The organism is Campylobacter concisus (assembly GCF_003048835.2).
GTDB lineage: Bacteria > Campylobacterota > Campylobacteria > Campylobacterales > Campylobacteraceae > Campylobacter_A > Campylobacter_A concisus_D.
The window spans coordinates 908,773-926,973 of record NZ_CP060705.1; the positions used below are offsets into that span (position 1 = coordinate 908,773).

Consider the following 18,201-nt stretch of genomic DNA (forward strand, 5'->3'; position numbering starts at 1 on the left):
TTAATTTACAGCATATGCAAAAATAGCCTCAAAATGCTTAGTATTTTTCTCTCTTTATGAAAGTGACCTATTCTAAAAAGTTGCAAATTATACCGCAAGGTTTTAGGCTTGCTCGTCTGTGGCTTTTAAGTTTTTCTAAATTTTGCTTTCTCACGGCGCTACTGGTTAGAAAGATAGGCAATCATCAAATGGTTATGACAAAGCCCTAGATACCAACTATAAAACTATTTACTCAGATTAGTTTAAAGGCATTTTGCAGATATTCGTTTGTAACGTTTGTAACTGGGTTAGGTGTCGCACTGATTATGAAAATAAAAAGGACGGCGTGAGCTAGAAAAGGGCGAGTTTTAGTGCTCCAAGTCAAATTTGTCCCGTTATAAAGTTGGGAGTTTATAGGCGTTTGCCTTTGGATTGCTTGGGCTTTAAGCTAAATTTGCCCCGTCATAAAGCGATTTACGCCAAGCACTCCAAAGACGAAGTTACCCACCCAAAAGACAATCGTAGGTGATTTTAAGTTAAGCTGTGGGATTTTTGAAACCAGATCATTTATTTTTGTTTCATCAAAAGAGTTGAGCTTGTCTTCTAATGTTTTTAGCTGAGCATGATTTTTTGGTAGCTTATCTTGCAGCATTGCTATAACAGAACTTGCGTTCATTTTCTCTCTTTTTTTGTAAATTTTACTCGCCAGCCAAGTCCTCAGCCACTTTTGCAGCAAGCTTTAGCTTGTCACTATCAAAGTGCGTGTAAATTCGCGAGGTATTTAGGCTTGCATGCCCAAGAGCTTCTTGCACTAGCACGAGGTCTTTTTGCTTTTTATAAAGCATCGTTGCAAAGGTGTGGCGCAGCATGTGAGCGCCGTTTTTCTCCTTTCTGATACCTGCTTTAAATAAAATTTGCTCCACGATACGGCTAACATAAGCTTGCGTGAGCCTCGTGCCTTTTTTATTTATAAAAAGATAGCCCTCTTTGTTGATGTAGTTTATGGCGATTGCGTTTAGATGAGCTTCGATTAGGTGTCGCTTTATCATTACTATGCGGTATTTGTTGCCTTTGCCACGAATTCTAATGATAAAAAGATCGCCGTCCTCTGTGATATCTTTTCTCTTTAAATTTAGCGCCTCGCTCACACGGATACCAGTAAAGATGATAGTTTTTATGATGAGCTTGTTGCGGTTTGAGTTTTGCTTAAAGTCGCTCTCCTCGATCGCATCAAGAAATTTCTTGACCTCCTCTTCGCCCATAAACTCAGGCAGCTTTTGCCCTTTGTTACCACTAACGCCGCCCCAGTTTTTTAAATTTATATCAAAAACATGAGCCTTGCCGTCCTCTTCATTTTGTTTGTCTAAAAAGGCAAAGAAATTTATCACTGAAATTCGGTAGTTTTTCTTGCTTGCGTCACTTAGTCCGCCAGTTGTACTGGCTAGTATTTCACTTAGCAACTCTTCATCGATCTGTTTTAGACTGCTAAGCTCATAAAATTTCATCGTCTCATATATCTTTTTAAGAGGGTTAAAGTAGGTATTTATGCCAGTAAGCCCCGCATTTCTAGCGCTTTTTACCAGCCCATCAAGCTGCTCTATGTTTTTTATCTCGCGGCTTAGGGCGAAATTTACACTTGCAAGCGCCTTTGGGTCTCTTAGCTCCTTGTTTGAAAGTGAGCTAAGTTTAAATTTGACATATCTTGTGAGCCAAAATATAAATGAGTTTTCAAAACTATCTTTGCAGTCAAGTGGGAATTTCATACTTAAAGCGTTCTCTCTTTTATCACTCTGGCTGTCTCTATGGCGATCTCAAGCTCTTCGTTGGTTGGGATGATGAGCGTTTTTATCTTAGCGCCTTCTTCATCTATACACCTCTCGCCTCGCTCGTTTGAGAAATTTAGCTCGTGGTTGATGTGAATGCCAAGATGCTTTAGATCATCACAAATTTTTTGCCTTGTGTTTGGCGCATTTTCGCCGATGCCGCCGGTAAATATGAGCGCATCAACGTGCCCTAAAATGGCGTAGTATGAGCCGATGTACTTTTTCACTCGGTAGCAAAACATATCAAATGCAAGCTTGGCTCGCTCGTCGTTTTGCATCTTAGCTACGACCTCTCTCATGTCGCTTGAGCCACAAATTCCAAAAAGTCCGCTCTTTTTGTTTAAGAAGTTATCGATCTCGTTCCACTTTAAAACGCCGATATTTAGCAGATAGATGACTACGGCTGGGTCCATATCGCCACTTCTTGTGCCCATTATGAGCCCTTCAAGTGGGCTAAGACCCATCGAAGTATCGATACTTTTGCCATTTTGCACAGCACAAGCTGAGGCACCGTTGCCTAAGTGAAGCGAGATAGCGTTAAATTTATCAAACTCTATGCCAAGCATTTTGGCTGCTTGCTTACAGACATATCTGTGCGATGTGCCGTGAAAGCCGTATTTTCTGATGTGATGAGTCTTACAAACATCGTAGGGTAGGGCGTAGCGGTAGGCGTACTCTGGCATGCTTTGATGAAAAACAGTGTCAAAAACGACCACATGAGGCACGTTTTTGCTCTCTTTCATCGCGTTTTTGATGCCAGCAAGGTGACCTGGGTTGTGAAGTGGGGCAAGTGGGCTTATCTCCTCAATCTTTTTGATGACGCTCTCATCAACGATCATCGAGCTAAAAAAGCTCTCGCCACCATGCACTATCCTGTGTCCTATGCCGTCAAGCTCGCTTAGATCGTGCAGTGTATGCGATGTGGTGAAGAGCTCGTTCATCGCCTCAAGTCCGTCGTGGTGGTCTTTTATGAAGCGTTTTATCTCATAAACTTCGCCATTTGCCTTTAGCACCGCCCTTGAGCTAGAGCTGCCGATTTGCTCGACTAGGCCGCTTGCTAGGCTTGTTTTTGTCTGCATATCAAAAAGTTGAAATTTTATCGAGCTGCTACCTGAGTTTAAAACTAAAATTCTCATATCACTCTCCTGCTTGTATCGCGCTTATTAAGATGGTATTTACCACGTCTTCGACGAGGCAGCCGCGGCTTAGGTCATTTACTGGCTTTTTTAGTCCTTGAAGTATCGGTCCAACAGCTAGGGCATTTGCGCTTCGCTGAACTGCCTTGTAGCAGATGTTTCCGCAGTTTAAATTTGGAAATATAAATACATTTGCCTGTCCTGCGACATCGGAATTTGGCATCTTTTTACTAGCCACGCTTAGATCAACCGCCGCGTCAAACTGAATTGGCGCTGCGATTTTTAAATTCTCATCAAGCTCGCTCGCCTTTTTGGCAGCCTCTTTTACAAACTCCACGTCAGCCCCGCTACCACTATCAGCTGTTGAGTAGCTTAGCATAGCGATCTTTGGGCTAAGACCAAAGGCACTTGCCGTTTGAGCGCTACTTAGCGTTATGCTTGCTAGCTCATCGCTGCTTGGATTTGGCGTGACAGCGCAGTCGGCAAAGAGTAAAATTTCCTCATCAAGCGCCATGAAAAATGCCCCGCTTACCACGCTTACATTTGGCTTTGTTTTTATGATCTGAAGGGCTGGGCGGATAGTATCAGCCGTGCTCATCGTAGCACCACTTACTAAGGCGTCTGCTATGCCTTCATGTATTAGCATCGTGGCAAAGTAAATTTTATCTTTTGCAAGCGCGTTTGCCTTGCCTTCATCGACGCCTTTATGTTTTCTTAGCTCATAAATTTTCTTTGCAAACTCTTCGTTCAGCTCGTTTTGTGCTGGGTTTAGCACCTTTGCTTTGCTTAAATTTAGCCCCAAAGTGGCTGCCTTTTTTGAAATTTCGCTCTCAAGCCCTAGCAAGATTACCTTTGCCGCACCTTTTTCTAGCACGATGTGGGCCGCTTTTAAAATTCTCTCATCATCACTCTCTGGCAAAACGACTGTTTTGTTTGCCGCTTTGGCTCTTTTTAGAAGCAGGCTTTGAAATTTAAATGGCGTGATGATCTCGGCGTTGTAGCTTAAAATTTCATCAAATTTATCAGTTATTAGAAGCTTTGAGTTTAAATTTAGCGCCCTTAGTTCGTTTGCGTTTTCATCAAAGATTGGAGCGTTTAAATTTCTAGCTAGCTTTAAATTTAGCTCGCTCTTGCCAAAGACACTAAAGCCCTCACAGCCAATGACTATGACGAAGTCGCTTTTTGCCTTTAACTCTTCAAATTTATCTATAAATTTTAAAAAAAACTCCTTTTCATTTAAATTTATTAGATTTTTTTTGTCGTTTTCGTCTGGAGTTATCTTAAAGATCTCAACTTTTTTGAATTTTGTAGCTATAATTTCCTGCAAATATGCTAGATTTTTGTCTGAAAAAATGTAACAACTTTTCATTTGTGACCTTTTTGGGAACTTAAATTGCTTAATCTTAGCACAAAGATACTTATTTTAAGGCATTTTATGAACTATAAAAATATTTGGCTCGTCACATTTGCGGGCATTTTTTACATAGGTTGCACCCCAAGTGCAGATCCTCACATTAATATGAAACCTCCAGTTTATGTCGAGCAACTCCCTTCAAAAGATAGTGGTAGCGGACAAAGTAATGCTGGCAGTCTCTTTGGCAAGGGCGACAACCCGCTATTTTCAGATAGAAAGGCGATGAATGTAAATGACATCGTAACCATCGTCATCTCTGAAAACGCAAGTCAAATTTCAAGTGGCAGCAAAAGCACCAACAAAGATAGCACCATTTCGCTTGGCGGCGGCGTTTTTGCAGCTGGGGCTGCACCACTCTCAACCGTGGCTGATAATCTAAACAAATACGGTGACATCGGCTTTAAAGCAGGTGGCGGCAATAAATTTACAGGTAGTGGCACGAGCAACAGAAGCGAGAAATTTACCGCGACCATCTCAGCTAGGATCATCAAGATCCTAAATAACGGCAACTACTTCATTGAAGGAAGCCGCGAGCTACTAATAAATGGCGAAAAGCAGATCATGCAAGTAAGTGGCGTCATCAGACCTTACGACATCTCGCAAAACAACGAAATCGACTCAAAATACATAGCTGATGCCAAAATTTTGTATAAAACCGAGGGCGAGCTAGACAAATCAACCAAAAAACCTTGGGGCACAAGGCTTATGGAGGCTATCTGGCCATTTTAATGCAAATTTAAAAGCCTAAATTTAACCAGTTTAGGCTTTTAAAAATTTATATTTCAAAGCTCTTTCTTCTTAAATATACTAAATTATATTTTTTAAAAATTATTAAAAAAATTTGAATTGATATTTACTTTCAGAAAAAAATATCTTTTTTTCTTTAGCAGTTTGTAAAAAAATAGGATAAATTCCCACTAAATATTATTTTTTTAGCATATTTTAGGACCATTGATAACAAGGCATTTAAAAATTTATACTTTAAAATTTATTTAAATATAATTATTAATGAAATAAAATAATATTTCTCTTTTCAAAAAAAGATAATATACAAAATAAATAAATTTCTAATGAAGGAGCTTATATGAATAATGACTTGCGTCAAAAGATAAATAGACGCTTAAGCGAACTTAGTGCATTGCCTAAGATGAAAAATGACACTAGTATTGCGCAGCTTTTAAAAGATAAAGGCTTTACTAGGCGTGATTTTATGAAGTGGGCTGGCGCGATGACAGCCTTTATGGCATTGCCAAGTGCGATGACGCCGATGGTTGCTCGCGCTGCTGAGCTAAGCGATAGGCTCCCAGTGATATGGCTTCACATGGCAGAATGCACTGGCTGTAGCGAGGGCTTGCTAAGAACTGACGCTCCAAGCATAGATAGCCTTATATTTGACTACATAAGCCTTGACTACCACGAAACTATCATGGCGGCTGCTGGCTGGCAGGCTGAAGAAAATTTAGAGCATGCGATAGAAAAATATAAGGGCAGATATATCCTGCTAGTTGAAGGTGGCGTGCCAACGGGAGCTACTGAGCACTTTTTAACAGTTGGACCTCACGGCACAAGCGGCAAAACTCACGCCGTAAATGCCTCTGCTAACGCTGCTGCTATCTTTGCCATTGGTACCTGTTCTAGCTTTGGCGGTATCCAAGCAGCTAAGCCAAATCCAACAAATGCAGTCGGCCTTTCAAAGGTGACTAATAAGCCAGTCATAAACGTGCCAGGCTGTCCTCCAAGCGAGAAAAACATCGTTGGCAACGTGCTTCACTACTTACTATTTGGCACTTTGCCTGCACTTGATGTTTATAACAGACCAAAATGGGCTTATGGCTTAAGAATTCACGATCTTTGCGAGAGGCGTGGTCACTTTGATGCAGGCGAGTTTGTCCAAAGCTTTGGCGACGAGGGCGCAAAAAATGGCTACTGCTTATATAAAGTAGGTTGCAAAGGTCCATATACATTTAATAACTGCTCACGCGAGAGATTTAATCAACACACATCATGGCCAGTTCAAGCAGGTCATGGCTGTATAGGCTGCTCAGAGCCAGACTTTTGGGATACGATGGGGCCATTTGAAGAGCCGATGGCTGATAGGCTATTTGACACTGTTTTGGGGCTTGGCGCTGATAATGTAAGTGATAAAATAGGCATTGGAATTTTAGCACTTGCTGGTGTTGGCATAGCGGCTCACGCTGCACTAGCTTGTATGAGTAAAGATAAAGAATAAGGCAAAAAAATGAGTGAAAAAAGAATAGTAATAGACCCTATAACACGTATCGAAGGGCACTTAAGAATAGAAGTCGTAGTCGATGAAAACAATGTTGTCAAAGAGGCTTACTCTGGCTCAACTCTTTGGAGGGGCTTAGAGCAGATAGTAAAAAACAGAGACCCAAGAGATGCTGGCTTTTTCATGCAAAGAATTTGCGGTGTTTGCACATACTCGCACTACCGAGCAGGTATAATTGCGGTTGAAAACGCACTTGGTATAAAACCCCCATTAAATGCTGAGCTAACTAGAACGCTCATGAACGCAGCTTTATATCTTCACGATCACATCGTGCACTTTTATCAGCTTCACGGCATGGACTGGGCAGATGTCGTCTCTGCACTAAGCGCAGACGTGCATAAGGCTAGCGAAGAGGCGTTTAAATACACAAGCACGCCATTTGCCACGGGAGCTGATAAGCTAAAAGAGGTAAAAGAGAGGGTTGAAGCCTTTGTTAAAAAGGGCAACCTTGGACCATTTGCCAACGCATACTGGGGACATAGCACATATAAATTTACTCCTGAGCAAAATTTAATCGTCCTCTCTCACTACTTAGAGTGCCTTAGAATTCAAAGAACAGCAGCTCAGATGATGGCTATCTTTGGCGCGAAAAACCCACATCCACAAAGCCTAACAGTTGGTGGCGTGACCTGCGTGATGGATCTTATGGATCCAGCTAGAATGGGCGAATATATAAGTAAATTTGCCGAGATAAAAGAATTTGTAGATAGAGCTTACTATCCAGATATTTTGATGGCTGCTAAGGCTTATGCAAACGAGCCGAGCGTTCTAAACGACGTTGGCGTATCAAATTTATTCTGCTACGATGAGTTTTTGATCGGCAAAAATGACCATCTATTTAAAGGCGGTATCATCTTAAATGGTGATATTAGCAAGGTTTATGATATCGACGAAAACAAAATTACAGAAGAGGCTACAAGATCTTGGTATAAAAATGACAAAGCGCTTCACCCGTATGACGGCGAGACAGAGGCAAACTACACAGGTCTTGTTGATGGAGAGAGCATAGACGGCGAGGGCAAGCTAGCTCACAGCAAGCTTTTTGACACAAAGGGCAAATATAGCTGGATCAAAGCACCAAGATATGATGGTATGCCTATGCAAGTAGGACCGATCGCAAGCATCGTCATAAACTACGCTAAAGGCAACGAGAGAGTTAAAAAGATAGTTGATGAGTTTTTAGCAAAGAGTGGCTTGCCACTAAGTGCAGTCTTTTCAACTCTAGGCAGAACAGCTGCTCGTATGCTTGAAGCAAAAGTGGTCGCAGAGCACACAATGGACGCATTTAATGCCTTGATCGAAAATTTAAAGACAGATCAAGAGACTTGCACAAAATATGTAATAGATAACAAAAAAGAATATAAAGGAAATTTTCAAGGTAACGCTCCAAGAGGCGCGCTAAGCCACTGGTGCCGCATAAAAGATGGCGTCATCTCAAACTGGCAAGCAGTTGTGCCAAGCACTTGGAACGCCTCTCCAAAAGACGCCAAAGGTCAAATGGGAAGTTACGAGGCGTGCTTGATAGGCTTAAAGATCGCTGATCTTTCAAAACCACTTGAGATAATACGAAAAATTCACTCTTACGATCCTTGCATTGCATGTGCCGTGCATGTTATGGATACGAAGGGAAATGATTTGAGTACTTATAAGATAAATCCAAATTTGTAAGGAGAAAAGATGTCACATAAAAATCCTGACAGGATCAGCGAATACGAATTCTCCATCGGCGTTAGGCTGACACACTGGATTAGATTTATAGCTATCACACTTTTGGTTGTGAGTGGCTACTACATCTCTTATGTCTTTATGAGTCCAGAGATCACAAGCGAGCCTACAAATTTCATGCAAGCAAAGTGGCGTTTGGCGCACCAGGTCGCTGGCTTTGTGCTAATAGCGGTATTTATCTTTAAATTCTATCTATTTGTCTTTGATAAACACAGCAAAAAAGAGTGGATGAGCGTGCTTGACTTTTTAAGTCCAAAAGTTTGGATAGCGCAGATAAAGTACTACATCTTTATGGGACCGCACCCGCATTTAAGGGGCGTTTATAACCCATTGCAGTTTGCCTCATACTTTTTCTTTTACGTCGTCTTAGCGCTCATCTGCCTAACTGGCCTAGTGCTTTACGCTCACGTTTATCACAATGGACTTGGCGGAGCGATCTACGAGCCAGCGAGATACTTTGAAGAGCTTATGGGCGGACTAGCAAATGTTAGAACGATACATAGAATTTGCATGTGGATCATCATGATATTTGTGCCAATTCACGTTTATATGGCGATATTTAACGCCGTTAAAGGCAAAAATGGAGCGATGGACGCCATCGTTAGTGGCTATAAATTTGTAAAAGAACACTGATGAGAGTGCTAGTTCTTGGCATCGGCAACGTTATGTTTGCTGATGAGGGCATAGGTGTTCATTTTGTAAATTTGATGGCTAAAAACTATAAATTTACAAGCTCTAAAAATGAACTTACTCTAATGGACGGGGGCACTTTAGCCCTCGCTCTAACTCACATTATAAGCGAATTTGACTATCTTATCGTCGTTGATTGCATTAGTGCAAATGGCGCAAGCGTGGGCGATGTTTATTTTTTCGACTTTCTAAACGTACCAAATTTTATCAGCTGGGACGGCTCGGCTCACGAGATCGAGATGCTTCAAACCCTTCATCTAATGGAGCTTGCAGGCGACAGACCGATAACCAAAATCCTAGGCATCGTGCCTAGCCGCATAGAGTCATCAAATTTTAACCTCTCAGATGAAGTGATAAAAGCTTCTAACATCCTAGAAAAAACGCTACTTGAACACTTAAAAGAGCTTGATTTTAAGTGTGAAAAGGTGGCAAATTTCACTCTAAACGACACCCTCGATGACTACGCCAAAAAAGGTTTAAAATGATACTTGCTTTTAAATTTGACTGCTTTAAAGACCCAGCCTTTTTGGCGCCATTTCTAAGCTCATTAGCTAAAGATCTTAAGCACTCTATAAGCTGCAAAGATGATCAAATTTGCCTAAAGGTAAGTGGCTTCGCCAAGGAGCTTAGCACCCTAGCAGACAGAGCTAGCGTCATCTTGCCTTATAGCCTTTATATAAAGCATAGCGAGGTTGATACAGCAGATGAGCTTGACGTGGCAGGTGAGATTAAAGATATAAAATTTGGCACGCTTAGCCCATCTCAAGCGGCGGCATTTTTGGCTAATGGCAAGGCTATTTTAAATGAAAGTGGCACGCTTGCTTTGAGTAAATTTGATGGTGAGATAACGCTTGATAATTTTAATGAAAAGCTAAAAACCTGCCTAAATTTATTAAAAAATGGTAAGAGCATTTGCGTAGAGCAAGATGAAAATTTATATGAAATTTCTCTTGTGGTAAAATTTGATGTAAATTTCTTGATGCCTGTAAATTTAAAGCAGCTACCAAAAATTTTTATAGCTGGTGATAGGGCGCAGATCGCGCTTGCTAGCTTTGAAAAGCCACTTTTGGCACTAAAAACGACAGCTATTTATAGGCAAAACCACGAGGGCACACCGCTATTTTTTGACGTGATGGCGCCAAATGACCTTTTTCTTTACGCCCTTTGCGAACAGCTAAATAAAGATGGCTTTAGCTTTTTAAGCGTTTCTGTAAAGGAGCAAAAAAGAGCCCTTTCAAGGCTTGCCTTACTTGAAAATAGCGCACTTTTAAGCCCATTTTTTTATGTAAAAGATGAGAAATTTGAGCTTAGCTATTTGGGCGAGGTGGCTTTGGGGCTAAAATTTAGCAAATTTAGCGATGATGAAATTTGCCTGCTTTCAAAATCAAGCAAAACGCAGCTTCTCTTTTTACCAAAATTTAGTAGCTTTGAAGAAATTTATGAGCTTATAGGGGCTGAGGAGGGTGGCGAAAGACTACTTGAAAACTTCAGCAAAGAGCGCGCCCTGCCAAGTGGTAAATTTAGCTCAAACGCTAGCTTTTTCTCGCTATTTTGCATAGCTGGACGCTTGCTTGGCACAAGTAGTGACTTTAAAAAAGCAGGGGAGAATTTGCTTCTTATGGCAGCTGATTTTAGCGGTCAAAAGGGCGTTAGGATCGATTATAAAATGAAAGATGACTTTGGTTTAGACGGGGTTAAGTTTGTAAAAAGTATTATTTCATTTATCCTTGCTGGCGCTGGAGAGAAGAATATCAGCTTTGGTTGCACCGAGTCTTTGGCGCACTTTTTGAGCGATTTTAGCTATGAAAAACGAGATAAATTTAAGATCAAAAATGTTACTTTAAGCGGGGATTTATTTTATAATAAGGTAGTTAGCAACTTGATAAAAAAGCACCTAAACCCAAATATAAAAACAAATTTTGACCCCGGATTTGGCGTTGAGATCAAGCTTTAGATATGAGATCAAAGGCTTAGTTCAAGGCGTTGGTTTTAGACCTTTTGTCTATACTTTGGCGCATAAATTTGCCCTTGTTGGTGAAATTTACAATGATGATGAGGGCGTGAAGCTAAATTTTAGCGGCGAAGAGGCCAGCTTTTTGGCTTTTGAAAAGGAGCTTTTTAGCTCGCTACCAGCCCTTGCTAGGATCGATGAACTGCATAAATTTAAGATAGATAAAATTTATGAAAAGCTCGAGATCATCGCCTCAAAGAGTGCTGCCAAGCAAGCGCCTATCTTGCCTGATTACGCACTTTGTGATGACTGCTTGCGCGAGTTTTATGACCCCACAAATCCACGCTACAAATATCCATTTATAAACTGCACCAACTGCGGACCGAGATTTTCCATCATAAAAGCCTTGCCTTATGACAGGGTAAATACGACGATGAGCGAGTTTAAGATGTGTAAATTTTGCGAGAGCGAATACAAAGATCCGCTTAATCGCCGCTACCACGCAGAGCCGATCTCTTGCCCAAACTGCGGACCAAAACTATATCTAAAAGATAAATTTGGCAAAGTCTTGGCTAGTGGGAACGAAGCGGCAAAAGAGGCGGCTAAGCTCATAAACGAGGGCAAAATTTTAGCCATTAAGGGCCTTGGTGGCTTTCATCTGGTTTGCGACGCGACAAATGAAGCAGCAGTTTGCGAGCTAAGAGCTAGAAAACATCGCCCAAGCAAGCCCTTTGCTCTGATGAGTAAAAATTTACAAAATGCTAGAGAGATAGCGCAAATTTCAGAGGCTGAGGCGAAGCTTCTTACTTCAAATTTAAAGCCAATCGTCTTGCTTGAAGCAAAAAATGGCTCAAATATCGCAAAAAGCGTAGCTCCAAATTTAAACAAACTTGGCGTTATGCTCGCATTTAGTGGCATACATCTTTTGCTATTTGACCACTTAGAACACGACATCATCGCAACTAGCGCAAACATTTCAGGCGAAGTGGTCATAAAAGACGAGAGCGAGCTAAGAGAAAAACTAGGCGATGTCATAGACTTTTATCTTGATCACGACCGAGAAATTTACTCGCCAAGTGACGATAGTATTGCATTTTGCGTTGGTGATGAGATAATTTTTACAAGAACAAGTCGTGGGCTAAATCCAAATTTCATCCATACAAATTTCAAGCAAAAAGGGACATTTTTAGCCCTTGGAGCGGAGCTAAAAAGCTCATTTTGTATCTACAAAGACGGACTTTTGATGGTTAGTCCGTATATCGGCGATCTAAAAAACGTGGCGACTTTTGATAGGTTTAAGGACATTTTCACCCTTTTTGAAACGACTTATGATCTAAAAATAGACAAGGTCATAGCCGATCTTCATCCAAATTTTTTAAATACAAAATGGGCGAAAGATCAGGGCTTTGAGCTAGTTCATCTGCAGCATCACTACGCGCATTTGCTAAGTGTGATCTTTGAAAATGATTTGCCAGACAAAGAGTATCTTGGCTTTTGTTTTGACGGCACTGGATACGGAGAAGACGGCAAAATTTGGGGTGGCGAGGTTTTTAGGCTAGATAAAAATAGCTACAAAAGGGTTTGTCACTTTGATGAATTTAGCTTATTTGGTGGCGAAAATAGCATAAAAAATATCTATCTCATCGCTTATTCTATTATTTTGAAGTATCAGCTTGAGGATGAAGGGCGTAAATTTTTAGTAAATTTTGATGAAAAGGTGCTTAGAAATTTCAAGATGATGGAGCAAAAGGGGCTAAATTTAGTAAAAACTAGCTCTGTTGGTAGGATATTTGACGCATTTGGTGCGATAATATGTGGCATTTTTCACTCGAGTTTTGAGGGCGAAAGTGGCATGAGGCTTGAAGCACTTTATGATAAAAATTTAGATGCGTGTTACAAATTTAGTCTAAATGACGGAGTTATCGGCTTTAAAGATGCCTTTAAAAGTGCTCTAAAAGATAAGCCAAGAGTGGCTGCGACGGCATTTATAAATGGCATGGCTGATATTATTTTTGAAATTTCTAAAAGTGAGAAAAAAGAGATTTTATTAAGTGGCGGAGTTTTTCAAAATAAGACTTTGCTTGAGCTTATTTACAAAAAATTTACTAAAGTAAATTTGAAATTTTATATCAATAAGAAATTCTGTAGTAACGATTCTAACGTAAATTTAGGGCAAATTTATTATTATTTATCCACATTTTCTAATAAGTGATGTATAATTATTTTAAACGGTAATCAAACGAGAAAGGAGCAAAAAATGGATAGTGTTATACGTTTTAGTGTTTCTTTGCCTAGTCAATTACTAGACGAACTAGATAGAAAAGTTAGCGAACAAGGCTACGCTTCTAGGAGTGAATTTACAAGGGATTTGATCCGTGAAAAGATCGTAAGCGACAGCTGGAAGGACGCTAACGAGGAGTTGATCGGGGTTTTGACGCTTATTTATGTGCATCATCACAACGATTTGGTGAATAAAAAAATGGATATCGAGCATGACTCTGATGTGAAGATCATCTGCACAAATCACGTCCATGTCGATCACCACAACTGCTTAGAAACAATCTCTATAAGGGGCGAAGCGGAGAAGATAGAGCGCTTTGCTGATAGGATTGCTGGCTTAAAGGGTGTTAAGTTTTCTAAACTTACAAAGGCCGCTGTGCCTAAATTTTAAGCTAAAAGCCTTTTTGGCTGTTAAATTTAGGATTTTTGTAAATAGCTAGCAGCGCTTTCTTGGCTGCGGAGCTTGTCTTATTTTGTCTTTTTGTTAGTTTTTTAGCAGTTTTTGTGATCCATTTTTGCAAATTTATAGCAGGTTTGCTATTTCTTGCTTGCCTGATATCTTTTTTGTGGCGAAAAGTTTGATGACCGTTTGTTTTTTGCTTGGGCTTTGGCTAAAGCTAAATTTGCAAAAGCCCGCCCAAGTTTTTTGACTTTTTAAATTTCTCTCTTTTTTGCTTCATTTTTGTTCTGGCATTTTTGTCGCTTGTATGCTATCATTAGCCACAAAAAAATGTCATTTAAAGAGAATGAAAGATGAATTTTTACAATAGAAATTTTCTAGCCAAAGAGCTAGATCGCTGGCAAAAAGAGGATGTGGTCGATAAGGCCACTGCTTTAAAGATAGCAAATTTATATGAAATAGATCTAAACGCTCATAGCGAAAAGACTAGCTTTATCTTAAAGTTGGTTGCTTATCTCTTTTTCGCGCTGGCTTTTTTTACCCTTGTTGGAGCTTACTGGGAGGAGATACCAAGGATGGGGCGCCTTGTCATCATCTTTGGAGTGCTTGCTCTTTTAAATTTTGGAGGAGTTTATTATCTCAAAAAAGGCAAAGACAAGCTTGGCACGGCTACGCTCTTTTTGGGAAATTTCTGCTACGGCGCAGCCATAGCGCTCATCGCTCAAATTTATAATATTAGCGACGAGCCAAGCGGAGGAGTTTTGCTCTGGAGCGTTGGAGCTATGGCGCTCTCTTTTGCTAGCAAAAAGGCCTTGCTAGTGGCTCAAAGCCTCGTTTTTGCGACGATCTGGTTTGTTTTAAAGGGCATGGGCGGCGAGTTTGCTTATGAATTTATCGTCTTTATAGCCATTGGTGCCTACACGCTTTATAAAAGCGACTCAGTATTTCTTGCGATTGTGCTTTTAGCGGATATATTTTTCTACATCGTTTCACTTTGCGCTAGGATCAGTGGGTTTAACGAATTTTATGACTATGATCTTATGTTTAGAGCGCCGATGGCTGCTACTTTATCGCTCTCATACGCGCTTTTACTTGTTGCACTCTTTAGCACGTTAGCTAGCTTTAGAGATAGGCTAGCACACCTTGTAAAAGGCTTTGGCAAGTATCTTGGCATCGTTATCTTGGTCGTTTGTCTGATAGCTTATGCAAATGGTGATATCTACGAGCTAGAAGAAGATAAATTTTGGTTTGCAAAAGCATTTTTTTATAGTAGCTTTGGCAAGATTTTTGCCGTATTTAGCATCGCTAGCATTGCGCTATTTTTCAAAGAGAAAAACAAAAGTGGCTTGTTTCTTGGCTTGATACTCTTTGCGTTGCCATTTGTCTTTAGTCTGGGTGTGGGATATGCAAATATCTTCTTCTCGCTAGCAAACATTATCGTTGCAGCCGTGCTTATAAAAAATGGCGAGCTTGCACTTGGACTATGCATGATATTCTTAGTTGCGGTGATTAGATACTTTGAACTAATAGGCGATTATTTAGGGGCTACGGCGCTATTTATCATCTTTGCCTTCGTCGTGCTCGTAGTTGCTGCTAAAAAAGGAGGCAAAAAATGAAGATAAGATCGCTAATACTAGCCATAATTTTTCAAATTTTACTAATAATTGCGATGCTCGCATACGCACTCATGCCACTTTATCTTGGAAAAGAGGTAAAAGTGAGGGTAAATCTTTATGATCCAAGGGATCTCTTTCGCGGAAACTACGTGAGCTTGAGCTATGATTTTTCAAATTTGCAGCAGTATAAATTTGATGAAAAAACTGGCAAAGAGATAGATCTATATGATAGAAATTTCTCAAAAAATGATGAAATTTACGCCATTTTAAAGCAAGATGCGAATGCCACTTATGCTTTTGATAAATTTAGCTTTACTAAGCCAAAAGATGCTCTTTTCTTAGCTGGCAAATTTGATGGATATTTATTTGTAAAATACGGCATCGAAGAGTTTTATATGCCAACTAAAAAGGCTCAGCAAACCGAGCGAGAGATGATGGATCAAGATGTGGATGCTTTTGCTGTTTTGATGGTGATGGATGATGGCAGAGCGAGGCTAAAAGATCTCATCATCACACCAAATGGCAAACAAAAAAATAGCGATGAAAATTTTGATGAAAATGGCTACACAGATGATAACGAAAGCTTTGAGGAGCTAGATAAAAACACAAGCTTGCAAGATCAAAGGTAAATTTAAAGGTTAATTAAAAAACGGGTTAATTTATCTCATTTGCATAAAATGCCCTTAAATTTTAATTTTATTTTTAAATTTAAGCGTTAAAATCTCTAAAAATTAATAAAAAAGGATAATAAAATGTGTAAAGATTGCGGTTGTTCAATGGGAAATCACGCCCACACTCACACTCATGCTGACGGCACCACTCACTCACACCCACACACTCACGACGGGCATACAGATCACGCTCATGACGCACACGAGCATAGCCACGAGGCTCACGCACACCCTGTGCTAAACGAGAGTAAAACGATAGACGTGATAGAGAAAATTCTATCTGAAAACGACAAAGAGGCCGCTCACAACAGAGCGCATCTTGATGAAAAAAAGATACTTTGTGTAAATTTGATGAGTAGTCCGGGCGCTGGCAAGACTACGCTTTTAGAGGCTACGATAAAGGCTGGCAAATTTAAAATAGGCGTTGTCGAGGGCGATTTAGAGACTAACCAAGATGCCGACCGCATAGTAAAAGCTGGCGCAAAAGCTCATCAGATAAGCACAGGTCAGACCTGCCATTTAGACGCTTTTATGGTGCATGAGGGGCTTCATCATCTGCCACTAAACGAGCTTGATCTAGTCTTTATAGAAAATGTTGGAAATTTAGTTTGCCCTGCAAGCTACGACGTTGGCTCACACTTTAACGCTGTGCTTCTTTCAGTGCCAGAGGGCGATGATAAGGTGAGCAAATATCCAGTGATGTTTAGAGCTGCTGACGTGCTTTTGATCACAAAAGCTTCGCTTGCACCGCACTTTGACTTTGATATCGAGCGAGTGAAAAACGACGCTAGAAAGCTAAATCCAAAGGTTGATATCTTTGTAGTAGATAGCAAAACAGGCGAGGGCATCGATAAATGGATAAGTTATTTGGAATTTAAAAAAGAGCTAAGATAATGTGTCTTTCGATCCCTTCAAAAGTAATAGAAATAGATGAAAATAACGTTGCTACCGTCGAGACTCTGGGCGTTACTAGAAAGGTAAGCCTAGATCTCATCTCTGAAGAGGTAAAGGTTGGCGAATACGTGCTAATCCACGTTGGATACGCCATGCAAAAGATTGACACGCAGTTTGCGCTTGAGAGCTTGGAGGTCTATCAAAAGATCGCTGAGGATATGGACGCGGGGAAAATTTGATGGATCTTATCAATGATTTTCGCGATAAAAATTTAATCCTAGCCCTTTCAAAACTGATACAAAAAGAGAGCGTAAAACCGCTAAATATCATGGAAATTTGCGGCGGCCACACGCATAGCATTATGAAATTTGCACTGCCAAGCTTGGTTGGAGAGCATATAAATTTCGTCCACGGCCCAGGCTGTCCGGTCTGCGTGATGCCAAAGAGCCGCATAGATGAGGCCTGTAAGCTTGCTAGCATGGATAATGTGATCTTTTGCACGCTAGCTGACATGCTAAGAGTGCCTGGCTCAAAGACAAGCTTGCAAAAGCTTCGCGGCGAGGGACACGACATAAGGGCACTTTACACGCCACTTGATGCGCTAAATATCGCTAAGCAAAACCCAGACAAAAAGGTCATATTTTTTGCCATTGGCTTTGAGACGACGACTCCGATGAGTGCAAATTTAGTTGAAAAAGTGGTGCAAGAGGGCATTAAAAATTTATACTTTCACATAAATCACGTAACCGTCCCAGCTCCAGTTAGAGCCATAATGAGCGATGAGAACGTAAGGATAGACGCATTTTTGGGGCCAAGCCACGTGAGCGTCATCACTGGAAGCAAAATTTATAAAGAGCTAGCAGATGAGTTTAAAAGACCGATCGCCATTAGCGGTTTTGAGCCGCTTGACATCATGGCAAGTGTGCTAAATTTAGTCCGTCAGCAAAACGCAGGCACTTATGAAGTCTATAACGAGTATGCAAGGGCGGTTAAAGAAGAGGGCAATTTAAGAGCAAAAGAGCTCATAGCTAAGTATTTTGAGCCGTGCGACTTTGTCTGGAGAGGCCTTGGTGAGATAGCGCAAAGTGGCATGAAACTAAAAGATGAGTTTGCCTACCTTGACGCCAGAGTGCAGTTTGACTGCAGCGTAGAGAGCGCTGGCGAGAGCAAGGCTTGCATTTGCGGGCAAATTTTAAGAGGGCTAGCAAAACCGACCGATTGTAAGGTCTTTGGCAAGGTCTGCAACCCACAAAATCCGATAGGATCGTGCATGGTATCAAGCGAGGGCGCTTGTGCGGCATATTTTAAATACGCAAGAGTTGGTTAAGGAAT

17 protein-coding genes are annotated in these 18,201 nt (G+C 40.7%); 13 read left to right on the plus strand and 4 right to left on the minus strand.

Features of this window, described 5'->3' with window-relative positions; translation table 11 throughout:
- Positions 1–427: 427 nt before the first annotated feature.
- From CVT08_RS04545 to pta, 4 genes are read right to left on the minus strand one after another with little or no spacing between them, the layout of a single operon-like run.
- On the minus strand, positions 428–655 hold the full coding sequence (locus tag CVT08_RS04545; protein ID WP_107856863.1) for a hypothetical protein: 228 nt from the start codon (positions 653–655) through the stop codon (positions 428–430).
- 22 nt (positions 656–677) lie between these two features.
- A complete protein-coding gene (locus CVT08_RS04550) occupies positions 678–1,742 on the minus strand; it encodes a tyrosine-type recombinase/integrase (RefSeq protein WP_107856864.1) in 1,065 nt (354 codons plus the stop codon).
- A 2-nt stretch (positions 1,743–1,744) separates the two neighbouring features.
- Positions 1,745–2,938 (minus strand): acetate kinase, encoded by a 1,194-nt coding sequence (locus CVT08_RS04555; RefSeq protein WP_107856865.1) that lies wholly within the window; start codon positions 2,936–2,938, stop codon positions 1,745–1,747.
- 1 nt (position 2,939) lies between these two features.
- Entirely contained in the window at positions 2,940–4,307 is a 1,368-nt protein-coding gene (gene pta, locus CVT08_RS04560) for a phosphate acetyltransferase (RefSeq protein ID WP_107856866.1), read from the minus strand.
- A gap of 66 nt (positions 4,308–4,373) precedes the next feature.
- Here pta and flgH point away from each other — a divergent pair, with 66 nt between their 5' ends.
- From flgH to hypD, 13 genes are all read left to right on the plus strand, one after another.
- Positions 4,374–5,081: a flagellar basal body L-ring protein FlgH gene (gene flgH / locus CVT08_RS04565; protein ID WP_107856867.1), complete on the plus strand. Its 708-nt coding sequence runs from the start codon at positions 4,374–4,376 to the stop codon at positions 5,079–5,081.
- A 355-nt stretch (positions 5,082–5,436) separates the two neighbouring features.
- Positions 5,437–6,582 (plus strand): hydrogenase small subunit, encoded by a 1,146-nt coding sequence (locus tag CVT08_RS04570; protein ID WP_107860965.1) that lies wholly within the window; start codon positions 5,437–5,439, stop codon positions 6,580–6,582.
- Positions 6,583–6,591: 9 nt separating this feature from the next.
- Entirely contained in the window at positions 6,592–8,310 is a 1,719-nt protein-coding gene (locus tag CVT08_RS04575; RefSeq protein WP_107856764.1) for a nickel-dependent hydrogenase large subunit, read from the plus strand.
- A gap of 9 nt (positions 8,311–8,319) precedes the next feature.
- On the plus strand, positions 8,320–9,000 hold the full coding sequence (gene cybH, locus CVT08_RS04580; protein ID WP_107856763.1) for a Ni/Fe-hydrogenase, b-type cytochrome subunit: 681 nt from the start codon (positions 8,320–8,322) through the stop codon (positions 8,998–9,000).
- Positions 9,000–9,542 carry a HyaD/HybD family hydrogenase maturation endopeptidase gene (locus CVT08_RS04585; protein ID WP_107856762.1) on the plus strand — a complete coding sequence of 181 codons (543 nt, stop codon included), beginning with the start codon at positions 9,000–9,002 and terminating at the stop codon, positions 9,540–9,542. Before cybH ends, CVT08_RS04585 begins: the two co-directional genes overlap by 1 nt.
- Positions 9,539–11,011 (plus strand): hypothetical protein, encoded by a 1,473-nt coding sequence (locus CVT08_RS04590; RefSeq protein WP_107856761.1) that lies wholly within the window; start codon positions 9,539–9,541, stop codon positions 11,009–11,011. Before CVT08_RS04585 ends, CVT08_RS04590 begins: the two co-directional genes overlap by 4 nt.
- Entirely contained in the window at positions 10,995–13,220 is a 2,226-nt protein-coding gene (hypF, locus tag CVT08_RS04595) for a carbamoyltransferase HypF (RefSeq protein WP_107856760.1), read from the plus strand. The genes CVT08_RS04590 and hypF overlap by 17 nt, the downstream gene beginning before the upstream one ends.
- 45 nt (positions 13,221–13,265) lie before the next feature.
- Entirely contained in the window at positions 13,266–13,679 is a 414-nt protein-coding gene (gene nikR, locus CVT08_RS04600; RefSeq protein ID WP_107849568.1) for a nickel-responsive transcriptional regulator NikR, read from the plus strand.
- Positions 13,680–14,041: 362 nt separating this feature from the next.
- Positions 14,042–15,304, plus strand: coding sequence for a DUF2157 domain-containing protein (locus tag CVT08_RS04605; RefSeq protein ID WP_107856759.1), 1,263 nt, complete (start codon positions 14,042–14,044; stop codon positions 15,302–15,304).
- Positions 15,301–15,933, plus strand: a complete 633-nt coding sequence (locus tag CVT08_RS04610; protein ID WP_107856758.1) for a GDYXXLXY domain-containing protein — start codon at positions 15,301–15,303, stop codon at positions 15,931–15,933. The genes CVT08_RS04605 and CVT08_RS04610 overlap by 4 nt, the downstream gene beginning before the upstream one ends.
- A 123-nt stretch (positions 15,934–16,056) precedes the next feature.
- The gene (gene hypB, locus CVT08_RS04615) at positions 16,057–16,869 is read left to right on the plus strand and encodes a hydrogenase nickel incorporation protein HypB (protein WP_021093192.1); all 813 of its coding nucleotides are present in this window, start codon (positions 16,057–16,059) and stop codon (positions 16,867–16,869) included.
- Positions 16,869–17,108 carry a HypC/HybG/HupF family hydrogenase formation chaperone gene (locus CVT08_RS04620; RefSeq protein ID WP_009293878.1) on the plus strand — a complete coding sequence of 80 codons (240 nt, stop codon included), beginning with the start codon at positions 16,869–16,871 and terminating at the stop codon, positions 17,106–17,108. The genes hypB and CVT08_RS04620 overlap by 1 nt, the downstream gene beginning before the upstream one ends.
- Positions 17,108–18,196 carry a hydrogenase formation protein HypD gene (hypD, locus tag CVT08_RS04625; RefSeq protein ID WP_107856757.1) on the plus strand — a complete coding sequence of 363 codons (1,089 nt, stop codon included), beginning with the start codon at positions 17,108–17,110 and terminating at the stop codon, positions 18,194–18,196. Before CVT08_RS04620 ends, hypD begins: the two co-directional genes overlap by 1 nt.
- Positions 18,197–18,201: the final 5 nt, after the last annotated feature.